This is a genomic window from Methylobacterium thuringiense, assembly GCF_022179645.1.
GTDB classification, from domain to species: domain Bacteria; phylum Pseudomonadota; class Alphaproteobacteria; order Rhizobiales; family Beijerinckiaceae; genus Methylobacterium; species Methylobacterium thuringiense.
In genome coordinates, this window is sequence record NZ_BPRA01000011.1 from 18,220 (window position 1) to 36,679 (window position 18,460).

Annotated in this window: 19 protein-coding genes; 5 read left to right on the forward strand and 14 right to left on the reverse strand. The window is 68.0% G+C overall.

Annotated features, from left to right (window positions below; all coding sequences use genetic code 11):
* Positions 1 to 132 precede the first annotated feature (132 nt).
* The 3 genes from MFF07_RS12995 (at position 133) to hisN (ending at position 2,589) form a co-directional block, all read left to right on the forward strand.
* Positions 133 to 1,182, forward strand: coding sequence for a sensor histidine kinase (locus tag MFF07_RS12995; RefSeq protein ID WP_147820450.1), 1,050 nt, complete (start codon positions 133 to 135; stop codon positions 1,180 to 1,182).
* An 88-nt stretch (positions 1,183 to 1,270) separates the two neighbouring features.
* Positions 1,271 to 1,696, forward strand: a complete 426-nt coding sequence (locus MFF07_RS13000; RefSeq protein WP_147820448.1) for a SufE family protein — start codon at positions 1,271 to 1,273, stop codon at positions 1,694 to 1,696.
* A 101-nt stretch (positions 1,697 to 1,797) separates the two neighbouring features.
* The gene (gene hisN / locus MFF07_RS13005) at positions 1,798 to 2,589 is read left to right on the forward strand and encodes a histidinol-phosphatase (protein ID WP_147820446.1); all 792 of its coding nucleotides are present in this window, start codon (positions 1,798 to 1,800) and stop codon (positions 2,587 to 2,589) included.
* Between the two features lie 340 nt (positions 2,590 to 2,929).
* On the opposite strand, the gene MFF07_RS13010 is transcribed toward hisN, so the two are convergent.
* From MFF07_RS13010 to MFF07_RS13075, 14 genes are all read right to left on the reverse strand, one after another.
* A complete protein-coding gene (locus tag MFF07_RS13010; protein WP_147820456.1) occupies positions 2,930 to 3,640 on the reverse strand; it encodes a response regulator transcription factor in 711 nt (236 codons plus the stop codon).
* Entirely contained in the window at positions 3,640 to 4,161 is a 522-nt protein-coding gene (locus tag MFF07_RS13015; RefSeq protein WP_147820444.1) for a hypothetical protein, read from the reverse strand. The genes MFF07_RS13010 and MFF07_RS13015 overlap by 1 nt, the downstream gene beginning before the upstream one ends.
* Positions 4,158 to 5,114 (reverse strand): YVTN family beta-propeller repeat protein, encoded by a 957-nt coding sequence (locus MFF07_RS13020; protein WP_238232149.1) that lies wholly within the window; start codon positions 5,112 to 5,114, stop codon positions 4,158 to 4,160. The genes MFF07_RS13015 and MFF07_RS13020 overlap by 4 nt, the downstream gene beginning before the upstream one ends.
* A gap of 287 nt (positions 5,115 to 5,401) precedes the next feature.
* A complete protein-coding gene (locus MFF07_RS13025) occupies positions 5,402 to 5,935 on the reverse strand; it encodes an SRPBCC family protein (RefSeq protein WP_147818743.1) in 534 nt (177 codons plus the stop codon).
* A 3-nt stretch (positions 5,936 to 5,938) separates the two neighbouring features.
* Positions 5,939 to 6,940, reverse strand: coding sequence for a vWA domain-containing protein (locus tag MFF07_RS13030; protein ID WP_147818741.1), 1,002 nt, complete (start codon positions 6,938 to 6,940; stop codon positions 5,939 to 5,941).
* Positions 6,937 to 7,563 carry an MxaK protein gene (locus MFF07_RS13035; RefSeq protein ID WP_147818740.1) on the reverse strand — a complete coding sequence of 209 codons (627 nt, stop codon included), beginning with the start codon at positions 7,561 to 7,563 and terminating at the stop codon, positions 6,937 to 6,939. Before MFF07_RS13035 ends, MFF07_RS13030 begins: the two co-directional genes overlap by 4 nt.
* Positions 7,560 to 8,621 carry a vWA domain-containing protein gene (locus MFF07_RS13040; protein ID WP_147818738.1) on the reverse strand — a complete coding sequence of 354 codons (1,062 nt, stop codon included), beginning with the start codon at positions 8,619 to 8,621 and terminating at the stop codon, positions 7,560 to 7,562. Before MFF07_RS13040 ends, MFF07_RS13035 begins: the two co-directional genes overlap by 4 nt.
* Before the next feature lie 3 nt (positions 8,622 to 8,624).
* Positions 8,625 to 9,554 carry a nonribosomal peptide synthetase MxaA gene (locus MFF07_RS13045; RefSeq protein ID WP_238232187.1) on the reverse strand — a complete coding sequence of 310 codons (930 nt, stop codon included), beginning with the start codon at positions 9,552 to 9,554 and terminating at the stop codon, positions 8,625 to 8,627.
* Between the two features lie 7 nt (positions 9,555 to 9,561).
* On the reverse strand, positions 9,562 to 10,407 hold the full coding sequence (locus tag MFF07_RS13050) for a DUF58 domain-containing protein (RefSeq protein ID WP_238232151.1): 846 nt from the start codon (positions 10,405 to 10,407) through the stop codon (positions 9,562 to 9,564).
* Positions 10,404 to 11,435 (reverse strand): AAA family ATPase, encoded by a 1,032-nt coding sequence (locus MFF07_RS13055; RefSeq protein ID WP_147818732.1) that lies wholly within the window; start codon positions 11,433 to 11,435, stop codon positions 10,404 to 10,406. The genes MFF07_RS13050 and MFF07_RS13055 overlap by 4 nt, the downstream gene beginning before the upstream one ends.
* A 247-nt stretch (positions 11,436 to 11,682) precedes the next feature.
* Positions 11,683 to 11,976 (reverse strand): methanol dehydrogenase [cytochrome c] subunit, encoded by a 294-nt coding sequence (locus MFF07_RS13060; protein WP_147818730.1) that lies wholly within the window; start codon positions 11,974 to 11,976, stop codon positions 11,683 to 11,685.
* An 87-nt stretch (positions 11,977 to 12,063) separates the two neighbouring features.
* Positions 12,064 to 12,654 carry a cytochrome c(L), periplasmic gene (gene moxG / locus MFF07_RS13065; RefSeq protein WP_147818728.1) on the reverse strand — a complete coding sequence of 197 codons (591 nt, stop codon included), beginning with the start codon at positions 12,652 to 12,654 and terminating at the stop codon, positions 12,064 to 12,066.
* 100 nt (positions 12,655 to 12,754) lie between these two features.
* A complete protein-coding gene (moxJ, locus tag MFF07_RS13070) occupies positions 12,755 to 13,678 on the reverse strand; it encodes a methanol oxidation system protein MoxJ (protein WP_147818726.1) in 924 nt (307 codons plus the stop codon).
* Between the two features lie 151 nt (positions 13,679 to 13,829).
* Entirely contained in the window at positions 13,830 to 15,707 is a 1,878-nt protein-coding gene (locus MFF07_RS13075) for a methanol/ethanol family PQQ-dependent dehydrogenase (RefSeq protein WP_147818724.1), read from the reverse strand.
* 577 nt (positions 15,708 to 16,284) lie between these two features.
* Here MFF07_RS13075 and MFF07_RS13080 point away from each other — a divergent pair.
* Together MFF07_RS13080 and MFF07_RS13085 are read left to right on the forward strand one after the other, a co-directional pair.
* Positions 16,285 to 17,052, forward strand: a complete 768-nt coding sequence (locus MFF07_RS13080) for a trypsin-like peptidase domain-containing protein (RefSeq protein WP_238232189.1) — start codon at positions 16,285 to 16,287, stop codon at positions 17,050 to 17,052.
* A 181-nt stretch (positions 17,053 to 17,233) separates the two neighbouring features.
* Positions 17,234 to 18,442, forward strand: coding sequence for a L,D-transpeptidase family protein (locus MFF07_RS13085; RefSeq protein ID WP_238232153.1), 1,209 nt, complete (start codon positions 17,234 to 17,236; stop codon positions 18,440 to 18,442).
* Positions 18,443 to 18,460: the final 18 nt, after the last annotated feature.

Below are 18,460 nucleotides of genomic sequence, written 5' to 3' on the forward strand. Positions count from 1 at the left end.
AGCCGCGCTGCACGTATACAACCGTACATAGCATCTCAAAATCGACCGGAACGCGCCCACAGGAGGCACGTTGACCGCCGCGAGCCCATGGATCGAGACGGGCCGTGCACTCATCGCAGATCGAACGGCGGAATGGTTTCGGACACCCCACCGACAGACACGACACCGGAGGCGGCCCCGCGGGCCGTCTGCGACGATTTTCGCCGGTTCGCGGATTACGTGCCCCTGATGATGTGGCGCTCGGACCCGCGTGGCCGGGCGTTGCATCACAACGAGTGCTGGCTTCAGTTCACCGGGCGGCCGCGTGAGGAAGAGCTCGGCGACGGCTGGCGCAGCGGCCTTCACCCGGACGATTTCGAGCGTCACGCCCAGATCGCCGCCGAGGCCTTCGAGGCGCGTGAGCCCTTCAGCATCGAATTCCGCCTGCGCCGGAACGACGGCTCCTATCGCTGGCTGCTCGACACCGCCCGGCCGCTCGTCGAGGACGGCACCTTCACCGGCTATCTCGGCTCCTGCTTCGACATCACGGACCGCAAGAACGCCGAGGATCATGCCGAGGCGGCGCTGGTCGAGAAGGAGACGCTGCTCGCCGAGATCTATCACCGGGTCCGCAACAACCTGCAGGTGATGGTCAGCCTGATCGGCCTCTACGGCCGGGCCGCGCCCGAGCCGTGCCGGGGTAGCTTCGATGCGCTGGGACAGCGCGTGCGCGCCATCGCCCTGGTGCAGCAGCACCTGCACGAGGCCCCGCACATCGCTTCGATCGACCTGCGCGACTACCTGCACCGCCTCGCCTCCGGTCTCGGCCAGCTGCGCCGGGCGGGCCGCATCGGCGTCACCGTCGGCGGATCGGGCACCAGTCTGGTCGAGCCGCGCACCGCCAACGCACTGGGCATGATCGTCGCGGAGGTGGTGGCCGAATGCCTCGACGCCACCGCGGAATCGGTGAGCTGCGGCATCGGTATCGATATCGTCGCGGGCGTCGGCGAACCGGTGCGGTTGTCGATCGTCTCGGGATCGGGGGAGGCGGCCGCCGCGGGCAAGCCGGGCGTGCCGAAGCTCGGACCCCGGTTGATCGCGGCCTATGCGGCCCAGGCCGAGATCGCGGTGAGCGGCGACGCCACCCGCGCGCATCCCCTCGACCTGCAGCTGCCCGAGGCGCGGGTGCACGGTCCCGGCTGATCCGGCGCAGGCCGGATGGATCGCCTCGCGACGCCGCCCGGCCTATATCGGTCCCAGGACACAACACCCGACGAGTTCGACCGCTTCCATGCTGCCTCCCATCGACGACATCATCGACAACTTCGAGCTGATCGAGGATTGGGAGCAGCGCTACGGCTACATCATCGAGCTCGGCCGCGAGATGGAGGCTCTGCCCGAAGCCCGGCAGACAGAGGACAACCGCGTGCATGGCTGCGAGAGCCAGGTCTGGCTCGACGTCGGACTCGACCCGGCCGCCCCGGAGCCGCGCCTGTCGCTGCGCGGCGACAGCGATTCCAGCATCGTGCGCGGCTTCGTCGCCCTGATGGTCTCGCTCTACGATGGCAAGACGCCTCAGGACGCCGCGACCACCGACGGCCTCGATATCTTCCGCCGGCTCGATTTCGGTTCGCACGTGACGTCGAAGCGCTCCAACGGCGTGCGGGCCATGGTGGCGCGCATCCAGCACGACGCGAAGCGCTTCGCGGCGGCTTGAAATATCGGTGTTGCCGGTTGACCTGGGCCTCGCGAGCAGCCTTCGATCGTGCTCCTTGAGCAGGCTTCGGGCCTCTCGCGAAATCCAGCGATGGGCCACCAATGAGCGTCGTCGATCTCGCCCGCTTCATGGAGGACCTCGCCACGCAGTCGGGCGCGGCGATCCTGCCGTTCTTCCGCGCGCATTTCGGCATGGACGACAAGGCCAGCGGCTCCGGCCGCGGCTTCGATCCGGTGACGGAGGCCGACCGCGCGGCCGAAGCCACCATGCGCCGGATGATCCGGGCGACCTTTCCGACGCACGGCATCCTCGGCGAGGAATTCGGCGCGGAGCAGACCGACGCCGAATGCGTCTGGGTGCTCGACCCGATCGACGGCACCCGCGCCTTCATTTCCGGTCTGCCGACCTGGGGCACGCTGATCGGCCTGACCCGGAACGGCACCGCCGTGCGCGGGCTGATGCACCAGCCCTATCTCGGCGAGCGCTTCCTGGGCGACGGCGGCGGCGCCACCATCCGCACCGCGAAGGGGGAGCGGACTCTCCGCACCCGCCGCACCGACAAACTCGCCGACGCGATCCTGGCGACCACCGATCCGCGCCTGTTCGCCGAGGGCGAGGAGCGCGAGCGCTTCGGCCGGATCGAGTCGGCCGTGAAGATGTCGCGCTACGGCACCGATTGCTACGCCTATTGCATGCTCGCCGCCGGCCAGATCGACCTTGTGGTGGAAGCCGGCCTGCAGCCCTACGACATCGTCGCCCTGATCCCGATCGTCGCGGGCGCCGGCGGGGTGATCACCTCCTGGGACGGCGGCCCGGCGACGGGCGGCGGCCGCGTCGTCGCTGCGGGCGACCGCCGCCTGCACGAGCAGGCGCTGGCGATCCTCAATCCGTAATCCGATCCCGCCATCGTGGCGCTGCGTTTGCGATGAAGCTGGAGGATTGTGGTGGCTACCGGAAGCGTCGCGGTCCAAGGCGCGAGCTATCAGACCGTTTCCGGTCGATGCCACGGCCCTTTCCCGGACACCTGGAACGCAGTGGAAGGTGATCCGGGACCCAGCGCAAATATAAGGGCCGCGCCAGCGGCTCGATTCGAACGGCGCAGACGTTTCGACGCTTCGCGACGTCCTCATGCTGGACCCCGGATCGGGTTCCGCTGACGCTCCACCCGTCCAGGGAAGGGGGCGGGGTACGCCGAAGGAGTTCAACCAGAAACGGTATCACCTCCCGGAGCGATCACACTCCCATGTCGAGCTTGTTCCGGCTCACCGCGACGTGGATCAGCTCCGCCAGCGTCTGCACGCCGAGCTTCTGGCGCATGCTGGAGCAGGCGCCGATGACCGTGCGGTAGCTCACCGAGAGGTTGTCCGCGATGACGCGGTAGGACTTGCCCTTGCTCAGCAGCGAGAGGATCTGCAGCTCCCGGGCGTTGAGCGTGCCGAGCGGCGGGCCATGCCCGCGCATGTTGAGCATGGCGACTTTGGTGGCAAGCCGGTGTTCGAGGAAGCCGCGCCCGGCCCGCACCGTGGTGAAGGCCTCGACGATCGTCGCCGTCGGCGCATCCTTGAGGACGTAGCCGAGCGCCCCGCTTTCGAGGGCGCGCGACACCACCACCGGATCGTCGTGCATGCTGAAGGCGAGGACGCGCACGTCCGGCTGCAGCGCGCGCATCCGCCGGATCAGCGACAGGCCCGAGAGATCCCGGTCCTGAAAGCTGAGGTCGGCGACCACCATGCCGGGGCGGAGCTTGTGGAAGATCCGGTATCCCGAGACGATGTCGCCGGCCTCGTGGATCCGCTCGATCCCGAGGCTCTCCGACAGATCCTCCACCACGTGGCGGAACCCGCTCAACACGACCGGGTGATCGTCGACGAGGAGGACGCTCGTCGGCGTCGCCGCCTCGCCGCGGGGATCGCCCCTGGACCGGGTGCTGCGCTCGACGGCCATCACGGCTTGGCCTTCTCCTCGCGCTGCGCGCCATAGCGTTCCGCGAGCTTGACGAGCGTCGCGTCGCGGTCGTCGCCCTGCTGGCGGGTGTTGTAATAGTGCTGGCACATCTCTCCATAGAGTTGCCGGCCCCGGGCACCCTGCGCGACGCGGGTCAGGCCCTCGATCAGCGCCTCGTAGCCCTCCTTCTTGCCGGCCTCGCCGAGCATCTGGCCGAGCTGCACCGTGCGGTTGGCGATCATGCGCGGGTCCTCGATGAAGAAGGACTGCGCTCGGCCGAGGCTGCGCCGCATCTGCGCGCTCGCCGCGTCGTCGTTCGGCACCGGCTTCCCGGCCTCGCGGCTCGCGAGCCAGCGGCCGGTCTCCATCGGATCCGTCGGCGAGAGCCAGGCCGGGATGTCGGCATCCGACTGCGTCGCGACGATGGCCTGATCCTCGCTCTTGGTCTCGGCCTCGTCCCCGCCACCGCAGCCGCCGAGGGCGAGGAGGACGACGACCGGAAGAAGCGCCGGGGCCCTCATCGGACGGCCTCCCCGCCCTGCGACAGGCCGAGATTGCGCGGCCCCTCGCCGACCTTGATCCGGCCGGTTTCGCTGAGGGTCGACAGATCGATCACCGAGACGTCCTCCGAGAACCAGTTGGCGACATAGGCGCGCGTGCCGCTGACCACGATGCCCTCCGGATAGCGCCCGACCTTGACGGTGCCGGTGACCGCGAGGCTCGCCGCGTCGACGACCGAGACCGTGCCGGCATGCTGGTTGGTGACGAGCACCCGTAGGCCGTCGACGCTCGTCGCGACGCCGTAGGGCATCTTGCCGACGGGCACGGTGGCGATGCGCTTCAGCGCCGCCGTATCGATCACGCTGAGATCGTTGCTGCGTACGTTCGCGACGTACAGCCTGTCCTGCGCGGGGCTCAAGCCCAGGGCGAACGGCGCTTCGCCGACGGGAATCGTGGCGATCCGCTCCATGCGGGCGGTGTCGATCACGCTGACCTGATGGCTCTCGCGGTCGGCGACCCAGAGCCGGCCGGCCCGGTCGAGCACGAGGTTCGCCGGATCCTTGCCCACGGCGACGCCGCCCTCCACGGCTCCGGTCTCGGTTGAGAGGCGCACGACCCGGGCCGCCTTCCAATCCCCGAGATAGAGGTAGCGGCCCTGCGGCTCGACCGCGATGCCGAAGGCCTGCCCCGCATAGGGCAGGCGCTTCAGCACCCGGCTGGTGCCGCCCTCGACGATCGTGATCGCGCCATGGTCGGGATGCGAGAGGTAGAGCCGGCCCTGCGCATCCGCCGCCACCCCCGCCGGCCCGGCCCGGACGTCCAGGGTCGCCGTGACGCTGTCCGTGCCGGTGTCGATCCGGGCGAGCTGCCCGGCCTCCTGGCTGGCGACGAAGACCGAGGCGGCGGAGGCGGGAGAGGGCAGGGCGGCGAGCAGGCTGAGCAATAGCGCCGTGCCGAACCGGGCGGATCGCATCGCTGCGGCCGGTCCTCGTCCCGCACCGTCATCGCGAGCCGCAGGCGAAGCGATCCAGGGCCACACTCGCCACGTCGGCGCGTTGGCCCTGGATTGCTTCGTTCCGCTCGCAATGACGGGTGGGCATTCTTCCGCCTCTCCTCTCGATCCTGGGAAGGAGTGGGAGGTGGGGGTGGGTCCGCCGGGCTCCGATGCAGACAAGCGGAACCACCCCCACCCCTGGTCCCTCCCCACAAGGGGGAGGGGAACGAGGGAGGTGCTTCGCCCGTCCTTTGCTCCCACGAGACTCATTGGGTCGCGGCGCCCTCGACCTTGGCCTTCAACCCCTTGAGGCCATCACCGAAAAAGGCGTTCATCGCCGTCTTGCCGGCCTCGTCGGAGAGGTTCTCGGGCGGCTCGTTGCCAGTGTCGCCCCGGTAGAAGCGGCCCATCCATGCCACCTTCGAGCCCTCGCCGTCGGGGCTCACGGTGAGTGTCGCGGAGTAGGACGAGACCGGCAGCGCCTTCAGGTCGGCATCGCCCGAGCGATAGGAATAGGTGAAGCCCTCGGCCTTGTATTCGTCGAGGCTCTCCTTGAGGACGCCGCCGTTCTTGAGGGTGATCGTGCGGGTGCCGCCGTCCTTGCTCCCCTTGTCGCCCTCGCTCTTCTCGACGGCGGGGTGCCAGGCCTTGATGCCGGAGAAATCGCCGACGACCTTCCAGACCGCGTCCGGCTTGGCCTTGATGGTGATGGATTGGTCGATCTTCTGCGGCGTTGGGCCGTGGGCGAGGGCGGCGGTCGCGGCCAGGGCGAGGACGATCGCGGGTGTCGCAAGACGCATGGTTCAGGCTTTCTTCCAGCGGAGGGGACGGGAGCCGCCCCGCCGCACCAGCGCACGCAGCGGCCGGACGGCGAAGACGGCGAGCAGCAGCGCCAGGGCGGCGCTGCCGAGGAGAGGGCGGAGATCGAGGCTGCCGGGAAGCGGGCGGGGCGTGCCGGCGTCGAGCAGCGGCCGCAGCAGGCCGCCGGGGCCGTCGAGATGGGCGTAGGCGAGGCCGGTCTCGCCCGCGAGCGTCTTCAGGTACGGCTCGCGCACGGAGGACAGGTGCTCGGTGCCCTTCGCGGCCGTACCGCCGAAGGGGGCGTTGCGGGCGTCGTAGCCGGGGCGGTTCTCGGCGTCGGTGGGCGGAGGCCCGAAGCGATTCTCCTGCTGCACGTCGGTCTCGCCGTAGAAGCCGGTCTCGCGCCCGCGATCGTCGAATTTCGGGATCTGCGCGAGCGCGGTGCCGCCCGCCCCGACGATCAGCCCGCGCACGGCCCCGGCCTTGCCCTCGTAGCTCGGGCCGCCGATGCTCGGGAGCGGCGGGGCCTCTTGCCCGTCGGTGATGAAGACGAGGTCGGTGCCGAGGCTCGCCGCCATCTCGATGGAGCGGAACAGTCCGGCCGAGATGCGGCTGTCGCCCTCCCAGGCCATGCGCCAGTCGAGCGACCCCAGCGCCCCGTCGAGGGGCGAGAAGTCGCGGCAGACCTCGATCGGCGTGAATAGCAGGAAGGGGCGGCGCTCGGTGAAGATCGCCAGCGCGAGCCGCGAGCCGCACGGCAGCTGGCTCACGAGTTCGCGCAGGGCCGCCTTGGCGGTGTCGAGACGGCTCGCCGCGGTTCCGTCGGCGCGCTGGTAGTCGCGCACGTTCATGCTGCCCGTGATGTCTACCACGGCCAGCATCTCTATGCCGTCCCGGGTGAGCGGCACGGTCCGCACCGCGAAGGTCGCCAGGACTAGACCCGTCACCACGGCAAGCGCCTGCAGGCGACGATCGCACAGGTTGTGGACGAGGGCGCTTCTCACGGTGCGCCCCGCGGCTGGCCGGGAATGTCCGTCCAGATCTTCTTGGGCTCCGCCTTCAGGTCGTCGCCGTGCTTGCGGTCGAAATCCGGAAAATCCCGGATGAGGCGCGAGGCGACGTCGAGATTGAACTTCGCGTCCCAGAACTCGGGCCGCGCCTGCAGCGCCCGCCGGTAATCCTGCCGCGCCAGGATCACCAAAGGCCCGGCCGGATCGATGTCGTTCCGCGTCAGATGCTCGAAGGCCTGCCGCAGGCGGGAATTCGCCATCGCGTAGCGCGCCCGGGCGGAGACATCTGCTTCCTCGCGCCGTTCCAGCGTCTGGACCAGCCCCTCCGCCTCCTCCAGCCGGTCGCGGCGGGACAGGACCTGAATACGGGCGAGCAGGACCTGGGAGGGCGCCTCGGCGCCGACCGCGACATCCTTGTTCTGCGCGAGGTCGGCAATGGTCCGGTTCGCCTGCGCCGTGCGCCAAGCCATTGCCGCGCAAGCGAGAGCTGCGGCGGCGAGCACGATCGGCAGGGCGAGGAGGAGGGCGGGGCGGGCGCGGCCCCAGGCGCCGGAGAGACGCCCTTGCAGCGATCCGCGCGGGCTGGGACCCGAGAGGGCGAAGGGACCTGAGCTCATGCGGCGAGCCTTCGCTCTTCGGTGATGTCCCGGGGTGTCGGCGAACGTGTCATCCGGCGGCGCTCGGCCCGTCCCGGATCGGCTTCCAGGAGCTTGCCCGCGAGCAACACCAGCAGCCCGAAAGCCGCCAACGCGTAGGCGAAGGGCGTCAGGTCCCGGCGAGGGCGTTGCTCCGTATAGGGAATCGGATCCCGCTCGAGGCTCTCGATCTGGCGGATCGCCTCGGCCACGGCCTCCGGCCCCTCGGCCTCGAAGGCGCGGTAGGGCGTGCCGAGGCTCTTGAAGAACAGGTCGAGATGGCGCTCGGGGGCGGCCTGAGGGGTGTCCTCGCCGGCAGGCTTGTCGCGGATCGAGGGCGAACCCTTGGTGCGCAAGAAGAGCCAGTAGAGGTTCGGCCGGATCTTCGCGAACTCGGCGCGCAGGGCGCCCTGGATCTTCGGATCGATCACGGCCGCGCCGTCGGAGACCAGCAGCACCGCACGGGAGATCGAGGCCGCCTCCGCCCCGAATTGCGAGAGCGCCATGGCCAAACCGCGGGCGACGTTGGTGTAATCGAGGCCGGGCCGGTCGATGGCGCCGATGGCGGCGCGGACGGCGTCGTGGCGGTCGGTCATCGGCACGACGAGCATCGGTGCGGTCGAGAAGGCCGTGACCGCGAACTGGTCGTGCGCGCGGCTGCCGACGAAGTCGCCGAGCAGACGACGGGAGGCCGCGGCCTTCGACTCCTCGGCTCCCGAGGGCTGCTTGCCAGCGAATGTCTCGTTCATGGAGCCCGAGCGGTCGATCAGCATCGAGACCTGTGCGCCGATGCCGGTGCGGGTCACCGTCTCGCCGGAGCGGTAGGGGCCGGCGAGCGCCAGGATCAGGCCCCCGATCGCGAAAAGACCCGCAAGCTTCAGCGCCCAGCCGATCGCTCGCGACACACCGTCGAACGGCACGGCGGCGATGGCGGAGACGGCCGTCCGGCGCTGGCTCGACGCGACGAGCGGCAGAAGCGCCAGCGGCAGCAGCCACAGGACGAGGGGCAGGGTCGTGCCGAAGCGGGAGAGCAAGGTCATCGCTCAGCCTCCCGCCGTCCGCTCGGCTGCGGCGAGATCCCTGGCCACCGTTTCCGCGTCGCGCAGCGACCATTGGCTGCGCGCTGCGGACGTTTCGCGGCCGAAAAAGGCGAGCCGCGAAGCCGTGAAGAAGCCGGCGAGACCGCTCTGCTGCGGCCGATAGGCGGGATGCCGGTCGAGGAAGGCCGGCAGGTCGTCGGCAAGCACGCGCCGCCCGTCCGTTTCATCGAGCCCGCGATGGAGCGCGATCAGCGACTCGCGATAGGCGGCATCTTGGTCGGGCCGTCGCGCGAGGATGCGCAGGCTGCGCTGGACCCCTGCGAAGGCGCGGCCCCGGCGTTTGCCGAACGGAATCCAGGCGCGGTCGCGTGCAAGCAGAGCGAGTGTCAGCAGCGCAAGGGCCGCGAAGGCCCCGGCCCAGCGCAGCAGGGGCGCCATGTCCATCGGCGCGGCACGCCCGTCCGGCCGCATGTACTCGGTCGGGTCCTCGCGTGGGGGCGGCTGCACCTCGCGCAGGGGCGACACGTTGATCGACCAGGCCGGCACCTGCGCTTTCGCCGTCGTCACGCCGTCCTTACGCTCGCTCGCGACGGTGAGCGCGAAGCCCGGGATTTCCAGGGCGCGGGCGTCGAGCGCCGCGTAGAACGACTGGTAGGTGAGGTTGAGGCGGATGCGCCGTGCATCGCCCTGAGCGGTGCTCTCGATCGCGATATCCCGGAGGTCGAGCCAGTAGGTCACCGGGCCGGGCTGCGGCAACGAGGCGGCCTGCACGGCGAAGCCGTCGTCGACGACGATGTCGACCTGAACCCTCACGAGGTCGCCGACGAAGTAGCCGAAGGGGCGCGGCGTCCGCACTTCCACCGAGCGCACCTGCGCCTGCAGGGTGTCCGGAAGGGCGATCAGAACGAGGAGAAGGAACGCGAGGCGCAGCATCATCGCCTCAGGTCGTCATGAGGTGGCGGCTCAGCATCTCGGCGTCGAAGCGGGCTTCGAGCCGGAAGGGCGAGCGGCCATAGGTCGAAGCGATCCGGCGCAGGGTGTCGAGGCGCTCCCGCTCCCGCGCATGCCAGCGCCGGCGCAGGCTCGGGCGCATGAACACGGTCCGCCTGCCGCCGCCTTCGAGATCGTCGAACTCCATCAGCCCGAACGACGGTAGCGCCTCGTCTTCGGACGCATCGGCGAGGAGCACCGGCACGACGTCGTGCAGGGCAAGTCCCGAAAACACCTGTTCGATGAGCGCCTCGGGCCAGCGAAAATCGGAAATCACTAAGACGAGCTTCGGCCGTCCGGCGAGCCGGCGCGGAACCTCCGCCAGTCCACGCGCGCTCGCACCCCGGCAGTGCATGTCGCCGATCCGGGCGGCATGCTCCATCGCGATCCCCTGCCGGCGGGTAGCCGGCAAAAACACGTCCTCACGGATCGCGTCGTCGCAGCCGATCAGACCGAAGGCATCGCCGATACGCGTCGCGGAGGTGGCGAGGCCGGTGCAGAGATCGGCAACGAGCGCCATGCGGTCGGCCTCACCGCGGAAGCGCATGGAGGCGGACAGGTCGACGAGTGCCCAGACTTCGATCGCGGTGCGCGTCTCGAAGCGGCGGACATAGGTGCCCTCGAACGGATCGCGCAAAGTCGCGCGGATGTCGATGCGGCGCGCATCCGGCAACCGCAGGAACGGCACCTGATCGCGAAACGTGCCGAGCCCGCCGGCATCGCGGCCGCGGTGGGCGCCGACGACGCTGCCGCCCGGCCGCCAATGGGGAAGATAGACGACCTCGCCCGTGCTCACGGTGCCGGCACCGTCTCGAACACCGCGCGGATCAGGCCCGGCACGATGGTCTCGCGGCGCATCTCGTAGACCGGCTCGAGGAAGACGCGGTGGGCCATCACCTCGGGGAACACGTCGCGGATGTCCTCCGGCACGAGGAACTCGCGGCCTTCGAGCCAGGCGCGAACGCGGGCGGCACGGACCAGGAAGGCGAGACCGCGGGGCGAAGCGCCGCCCTTGATCAGTGCCGTCATGTCGACGCCGGGCAGGCGGATGCCGGCCTCGGCGGGCCGTACCAAGGCCTCCCATAGGGCGACGACGTAGGCTTCGATCTCCGGCGATGCCTTGATCGAGTGCTGGATCGCGTTCGCGATACCCGAGACGGCAGCATGGTCGATGACGCTGGCCTCGATGGCTTCGACCAGGGCATCGGTGTCGTGGAAGCGAGGATCGAAGACGAGGTCGCGGCGAGCCTGAGCATCACGCGGGGCCTCCATCCCGATCTCCATCAAGAAGCGGTCGCGGGCGGCTGCCGGAAGTTCGAAGGTTTCTTCGCGCTCGACGCGGTTGCGGTCGGCGAAGACCTGGAGATCGGGGAAGTGATACTCGCGATTGAAGGCGGTGAGGCTGCGCTCGGCCATCAGGCGCAGCAGCAGCGAATGCACTTGTGGCCGGGCGCGGTTGATCTCGTTGAAGAAGAAGACCGACAGGTCCTCGGCCTTGCGCAGGACCGGGCCGGGCTCGACCCGCGGGCGGCCGTCGTCGGCGAGGTAGGTGTGATAGATCAGGTCGGAGGGCATCATGTCGACGGTGCCTTCGACCCGCTCGTAGGCGCCGCCGAGCGCCCGGGCGACGGCCCGCAGCAGGGTCGTCTTGCCAACGCCGACATCGCCTTCCAGCAGCACGTGACCGCGGGCGAAGATCGCGATCGTCACGAGGCGGACGGCGCGTTCCTGCCCGACGACGGCCTTGCCGACCTCGCACTGGAAGCGGGCGGCGGTGTCGCGCCAATCGGTGAGCATCGCGTCGCCGTGGCGAATGGTGTTCATTGTCCTGAACCCTGGATTTTCTTGGCCTCCGTCCGAGGCGTCCGCGTGTCGCCGGAGCTTTACGGTTGCAAGGCGGACAATGCTCTCCTCCCCCTTGTTGGGAGGAGTTGGAGGTGGGGGCGGCTCCGCCTGCCTCCGACCGAGGCAAGCGGAACCACCCCCACCCTCGATCCCTCCCCACAAGGGGGAGGGAAGGTGTCACGGTCGGTCGCCGCGGGAACTGAAGACCCGACGGCTCTCCGCGCTTTCAGTTCGCCGAGGAGAACTTGGCGATGTCGTATTCGAACTTGCCGGTCTTCTTGGCGTTCTCGACGCGCTGCTTGTTGCGGTCTTCCATCTGCTTGATGGAGTCGGCCTGCTTAGCGACCTCCTTCGGGTCGTGCTTCGGGTCGTACTTCGAACCCGCGACCTTGTCGGGGAAGCCGGGCTTCGGCTCCCAGCAATTGCCGGCCGCCTTGCACTTCTGGCCGTCATAGGCCACCGCCGGCAGCGCCAGCGCCGAACCGACCACGATCGCCGCAGCGTAAACGAATGTCCGCATGATCATTCCTCCGTCTCTTCCCTGGTTGCGGCTCGGGCGCCGCTTATTCGTCGCGCCTGACCTACGCGACGTGCTCTTCGAGAACGATCATTCCAGCGGCTTGCACTGGCCTTTCTCGTCCTTCGAGAAGGTCTCGCCCTCTTTGTAGGGCTTGTAAGCTTTCTTCTGCTCGGCGCTGAGCCAGACCGCGTCCTTGGCCGGCCCCGTGTAGAGGTGCCGCACCCAGGTCACGACCTGCAGGATCTCGTCGGGGTTCAGGTTCTCGTTGTGCGGGCCCATCATGCCGTTGGCGCCGCCGAATATCGTCGAGAACAGTCCCTTATCTTCGGTGTTGGACGGATAGGTCCAGTAATTGTCATTGAGACCGGGCCCGAGCTTGCCCTCCGCCAGATGGCCGTGGCAACCGGAGCAAGACGTCGCGAACAGGCTCTGGCCATTGCGCAGGCAAGACTTGTCCTCGAGATAGATGTTCTCTCCGGTCTCGAGGAACTTCTTGACCCCAGCTGTATCGCGGCCGCCTTCCTTACCCTGCGAGGTATCGAGGGTCTCGCCCGTCACGGTGTTCTGAAGGACGACCCCGGAACTCGGGGCGGATTGCGGCTGGGCGAAGGCGGGCAGGCTCACCGAGGCGGCGAGTAGCCCGAGAAGTGCAGCAAAACCCGTGTGTTTCAGCGTCATCGGTGTCTTTCGGTGCTCCGGTCCGATCCTCCGGCGGGGTCGTTCGCGCCCCGATCCGGAGTGGAATGCGTTGTGTCTGATCGAGCGAGGGTGGGTTCGCTCAGTTCGAGGCCGGCGTGGTCGGCACGCCCTCGTCCTTGAGGATCGCCTCGATCTTCGGCTTCGCCTTTGCGATGCCGGCGTCGAGGGCGTCGCGCAGGGCTTCGTCCCCCTTCCGCACGCCCATCGACTGGTCGAAGCTCTGCGGCATCTTCTGGCCGTCGCTGCGGACGGTGTCGTCGGGCACCAGCGTCATGCGCAGCGGCGTCGAGGATTCCTTGACGTAGCGGCCGACATCGGGCGCGAAGGCGACGGCGACGTCGGCCTTGTTGGTGGCGACTTCCGTGACCATCCGGCCGGAATCGATCTGGGTGTACTGGTTTCGGGCGGCCCGGAAGTTCACGAGCGAGTAGAGGTAGGCCATGTCCTCTTCGTAGCGCCCGATATCCTTGAGCATCGCCTCGCTCGGGGTGCCGAAGCCGACGACCATGTGGTCGACGCTCTTCAGGCGCGGATCGGCCCAGGACTTGATGTCGAGGTCCTTGTCGGCGCGGGTGATGAAGACGTAGCCGCTGCGATAGTAGGGCTTGGTGGTCAGCACGCGCGGATCGTCGCTGTCGAGACCGACGACGACATCGCAGAGCTTCTTCTCCAGGCCGTCGCGCACGAGGTAGATCGCGGCCTTGGAATTCCACACGAACTGGGGCTTGCGGCCCATGGCCTCGGCCACGGCGGCCGCGATCTTGTTCTCCAGGCCCGAACCGTCCTTCATCGAGAGCGGCGGCTGCTTTTCGGAGGCGCAGATGCGCAGAACCGAGGGGTCGGCCGGTGCGGCGTCCGCAGCCCTGGCCGGAGCCGTCGTGGTCTCGGAGGGAGGAACCTGCGCCTCGGACTCGCCGGCCGCGCGCGCGGCGGTTCCGGCTGCGAGGGCGAGAAGGGCCGCGGCGGAAACCGCAGCGAGATGTCGTCCAGTGACGAACCGCATGGTCTTGGAAACCCGTTTCCTCGTTGATCGTCTTTGCGGTTTGGGCGCGCGGCCGGGGTGGCGTTCCCCGAAGACCGTCGTTCATGCCGTTCCGCGTGGGAGGCTCCGCAGGTTCAAGACGAACCCGCGAAGCCCCATCGTTCAGGTCGACTTACTTGGAGACGAACTCACCGACGTTCGGGTCGTCGTAGGGACCCTTGCCGTTGAGGGAGAACACCACCACGCCGCCGCCCATCTGGGTGTAGTTGGCGAGCTTCTTGAAGGCGCCGACCGCGCCGAGACCGGCGGTCGGATCCTGAAGGTCGAACACTAGGCCGACACCCGGCCAGCCGCCGACGCCGTACATGATGGCGACGTACTGATCGCCCTTGTGGGTGTAGGTCATCGGGTAGCCGATGGCGCCGGACGGCAGCTTGAACTTCCAGAGAAGGTCGCCGTTGTCGGAGTCACGGGCCTTGATGTAGCCGTCCAGCGTTCCGTAGAGGACGAGGTCGCCGGCAGTCGCCGTCGTACCGCCCCAAACGGCGAACCGCTCCATCTTCTCCCAATTGAACTTGCCGGTGATCGCGTTGTAGCTCTTGATCTGGCCAAGTCCTTCGTAGTTCTGGCGGTCACCCTTCGGGCCCGGGTACATGTTCAGCGTCGCACCGACGAAGAACTGACCTGCGCGGTACGGAAGCATGAAGGGCTCCCAGTCCATGCAGATGTGGTTGATGCCCATGAAGAAGGCTTCACGCTTCGGGTCGTAGGAGTCGTGACCCTGGTTGTGATAGCCCATCGCCGAGGGACAGATGTCCTTGGCGAGGTGGTCCATGCGGGTGCCGTACTCGGGATCGCGCACCGGGGTGCCCGTCTTCAGGTCGACGGACTTGAACACGTTGACGGTGTCGTCGATCTTGTTGGCCGAGACCAGCGAGCCGTCGGTCCGGTCGAGCGTGTAGACGATGCCGTTGCGGTCCGGGTGGGTGAGAAGCTTGCGCATCTTCCCATCCTTGTCCTTCTGCTCGGACAGCATCATCACGTTGACGCCGGCGTAGTCCCACTCGTCGTGCGGCGTCTTCTGGTAGCCGAAGTGAGCCTCACCCGTATCGGCGTCGCGGCCGAAGATGGTCATGGTCCACTTGTTGTCGCCGGGACGCATGGTCTCGTTCCACGGCGCCGGGTTGCCGGTGCCGAAGTAGATCATGTTGGTGCCCGGATCGTAGGCGTACCAGCCCCAGTTGGTGCCGCCGCCGATCTTCCAGGCATCGCCCTCCCACGTCGCCGTGCCGAGGTCCTTCTGGCCGTAATGGGGGTTCTTGATGTTGAAGTCGGAAGCCAGCAGCAGGTCCTTGTCGGGACCGGTCGCGTAGGCGCGCCAGACCTGGGCACCGGTCTTCACGTCGTAGGCGGTGAGATAGCCGCGCACGCCGAGCTCGGCGCCCGAGGAACCGATGATCACCTTGTCCTTCACGACGTAGGGAGCGATCGTCAGGGTCGAGCCGACCTTGATGTCCGAGTTCTCGATCTTCCAGACCGTCTCGCCGGTTTCGGCGTTGAGCGCTGCGACGTGGCCGTCGAGCTGGGTCTTGAGGATCAGGCCCGGGGTCTTGCCGTCGCCGGGCCAGTAGGCGAGGCCGCGGTTGACGAGGTCGCAGCAGGCCACGGCGCGAGCGGCCGGGTTCTGCTTCGGCTTGTCCTGCCAGAGGATCTTGCCCGGATCGTCGAGACCGAGGGCGAAGGTGTAGTTCGGGAACGAGGTGTGGATGTACATCTTGCCGTCGACGACGAGCGGTGCACCCTCGTGACCGTTCAGCAGGCCGGTGGAGAACGTCCACGCCGGGCGCAGCTGCTTCACGTTGCTTTTGTTGACCTGCTTCAACTCGCTGTAGTTGTTTGAGTCGTAGTTCTTGCCGGGCATGACCCAGTTGTCATCGCTCTTCGAGAGTGTGACGAGCTTGTCGTCGGCCGCAGCCGCGATGCTCGACGCGGCGATCGGCGCGAACGCCACCACCGCCAACAGAGAAACCGAACTTAAGAGTCTGCTCATCCTGCGTCTCCTAGCCTGTCCGCCGCGTCTTTCGACCTCGCGGCCATGCGTGGCTATTTCCCTCACGGAGCGGAAGCACATCTCAATTGACCTTCGCCTTTACGGCTTGGTCTATAAGATCCAGCTAAGAATAACCGGTCTTATAAGAGATTTATTACTGCCTCTCGTCCTGTCATTTCTAGGCAGCACCGTGGACAAAAGTCTTTAGACACTTCGACATTTGTAGGCGGGAGCAACTGGCATTGACGCGCAGGGCAATGCGTAATGCTTCCTCTGCGCCCGTCTCGTGCTTGACGGTCCGACCTGTCCGTCGCACCACTTTGCCGGACGGTCCGGGGGGAGGTTCCGGCCGTCGGGGTGGAGTGGGCTGATGTTGCCACGGCCAGGGCGCGGGCAAGGTCTAGGCGGAATGCGACGTCTTCGCAGTCGCGAGATTTTACGCCGCGGCGCGTTCGTTCGGCTGCGTATGCTCGGAAATACTTGGATTAACCGCGCATCCGCTGTTTCGCGCTGCAACACGATCGTGGGCCGCGCGTGGCTTTCGGCGGCAACGCCCATTCTCTCCGGGCTGCTTGCAATGGGGATTCTCGGCGGCGGGATTGCGGTCGCCGCGCTCTATCCCCATGACGGCCGGCGCGACATGACCGGGGCCGACAATCAGCGTTATCTCGGCGCCGGCGTGCTGTATTGCCGGCGTCCGGACGGGGTGCCGCAAAAGGCCGCAGCGGCCTGGCTGATCGGCGATCCGTCGCTCGTCGTCCTGAATGCCCACAATTTCCGCAACCGGCGCATGGAGACGACCCGCGAAGTCTCGGACTGCTTCTTCCAGATCGGCGGCCGTAACCATGTTTTCGAATCGGGCAGTCTGCGACTCGGGACGCCGCCGGACGCCCGCTCGCTCCACATCACCGACGATTGGGCGATCCTGCGGCTGGCGATCCCGGTGGCAGGGCTCCTGCCGCAACCGGTTCCCGATGCTTCCGACCTGCCGACGGGAACCGCGGAGCGTCCCGTGGTCATGGTCTCCCCCGGCGGCCACGAGAACTATCGTGGCCCCAGCAGCCTGGAGATCTGCTTCGTGCGGCAGATCGATCCGCCGAGCGAGGACGAGATCCGCCGCGTCCGCCACGATTGTAACGACGGCTTCGGCGGATCCGGGTCGGGCCTGTTCGACGAGACCGGCCGGCTGCTGGCCATGCAGAGCGCCTCGCTCTCGATGAACGCGCGCCGGCCCTTCGACATCGAGTTCCACTACGGCTCTGCTCTGCTGTTCGAGGGCGATCTGCTCAAGGCGATCCGCGAGGAGATCGTGGCGATCGCCGGAACGACCCGCGTAACCCGCTGACGGTGCCGATGCCGTCGCGGCGGTGAATGTCGTCACGGGTTTCGAGCGCGGCGGGGTCGCGTCGCCAGCGCCCTCAAATCCGCCTCAAAGCGGAGCCATTCCTCGACGGCTCCGCCATGTCCTCGCGAAGCCCCAATCCTTGCGACGCCCCGGGCGATTCGCGTTTGTCGCCGGGCGGTGCATGCGTCCCCAGAGCCGGATTTCTTCAGTCGCACGGTCGGTCTTTTGCTTCGTCGTCCTTGCGGTCTGCCTCGGCGGCCCGGCCACGGCGCAGCAGGACAAGGCCTCCGCTCCGATTCCGCCCTCGACGCTCGCGTTGATCAAGGCCAGGGGAAGCAGCGCCGAAGCGCCGATCCTGCTCCGCGCCTATAAGAAGGAATCCGAGATCGAGGTCTGGAAGCGGGCGGGCAACGGCCGCTTCGTCTTCATCAAGACCTATCCGATCTGCCGCTGGTCGGGACAGCTCGGACCGAAGACCAAGACCGGCGACCGGCAGACGCCGGAGGGGTTCTACACCGTGGCCAAGAGCCAGATGAACCCGAACTCGCATTACTACCTGTCCTTCGACGTCGGTTACCCGAACGCCTACGACAAGGCACACGGCTACACGGGCTCGGCGGTGATGGTGCACGGCATCTGCTCGTCGATGGGCTGCTTCGCCATGACGGATACGGTCGCGGGCGAACTTTTCGCCGTCGCGCGCGAAGCCTTCTCCGGAGGTCAGACGGCGTTCCAGTTCCAGTCGTTTCCGTTCCGGATGAGCGCCGCCAACATGGCCCGCTACCGCAGCGATGCGAACATCGCCTTCTGGCGCCAGCTCAAGGAAGGCTCGGACCGCTTCGAGGCGACGGGCCAGGAACCCGTGGCGACCGTGACGGCCGGCCGATACGCCTTCGCGCCTCTGAAGGACAAGGAGCAGGAGGCGCTGGCCGGCGCACGTGTGAAAGAGGAGGCGGCCCATGTCGCGAGCCTCGTCGAGGACGGGGCCGCCGCCGTGCGCACGACCTATTCCGACGGCGGGCAGCATCCGTTCTGGGCGGCACTGATCAGCCGGGGAGTCCCGGTCGGCGAGGTCAGCCGGCCCGAGGCTCTGGCCTATGCCGGCCAGGAGGTCGTGCTGATCCCGGCCCGGCGGAAGGCTCCGCCGATCTCACCGCTGCCCGAAGCCGTCTGGGCGGCCGCGATCGCCACGGGCACCCCGTTTGCGAACGTGCGGACCTGGAACTTCGTCCCACCCTATGAGACGCCGGTGCCGCGCTTCGCGTTCGAGATCGCACCGGACTATGCCGCGAAGCCCCCGTTGCTCCTGCGCGGCCCGGCCGAGGGCCTGCTTGCCGCCCCGGCCTTTACCGGCACGCGGCCCCTCGTCGACATCGTTGCGCAAAAGTGACACGGCCGGGCTTCACGG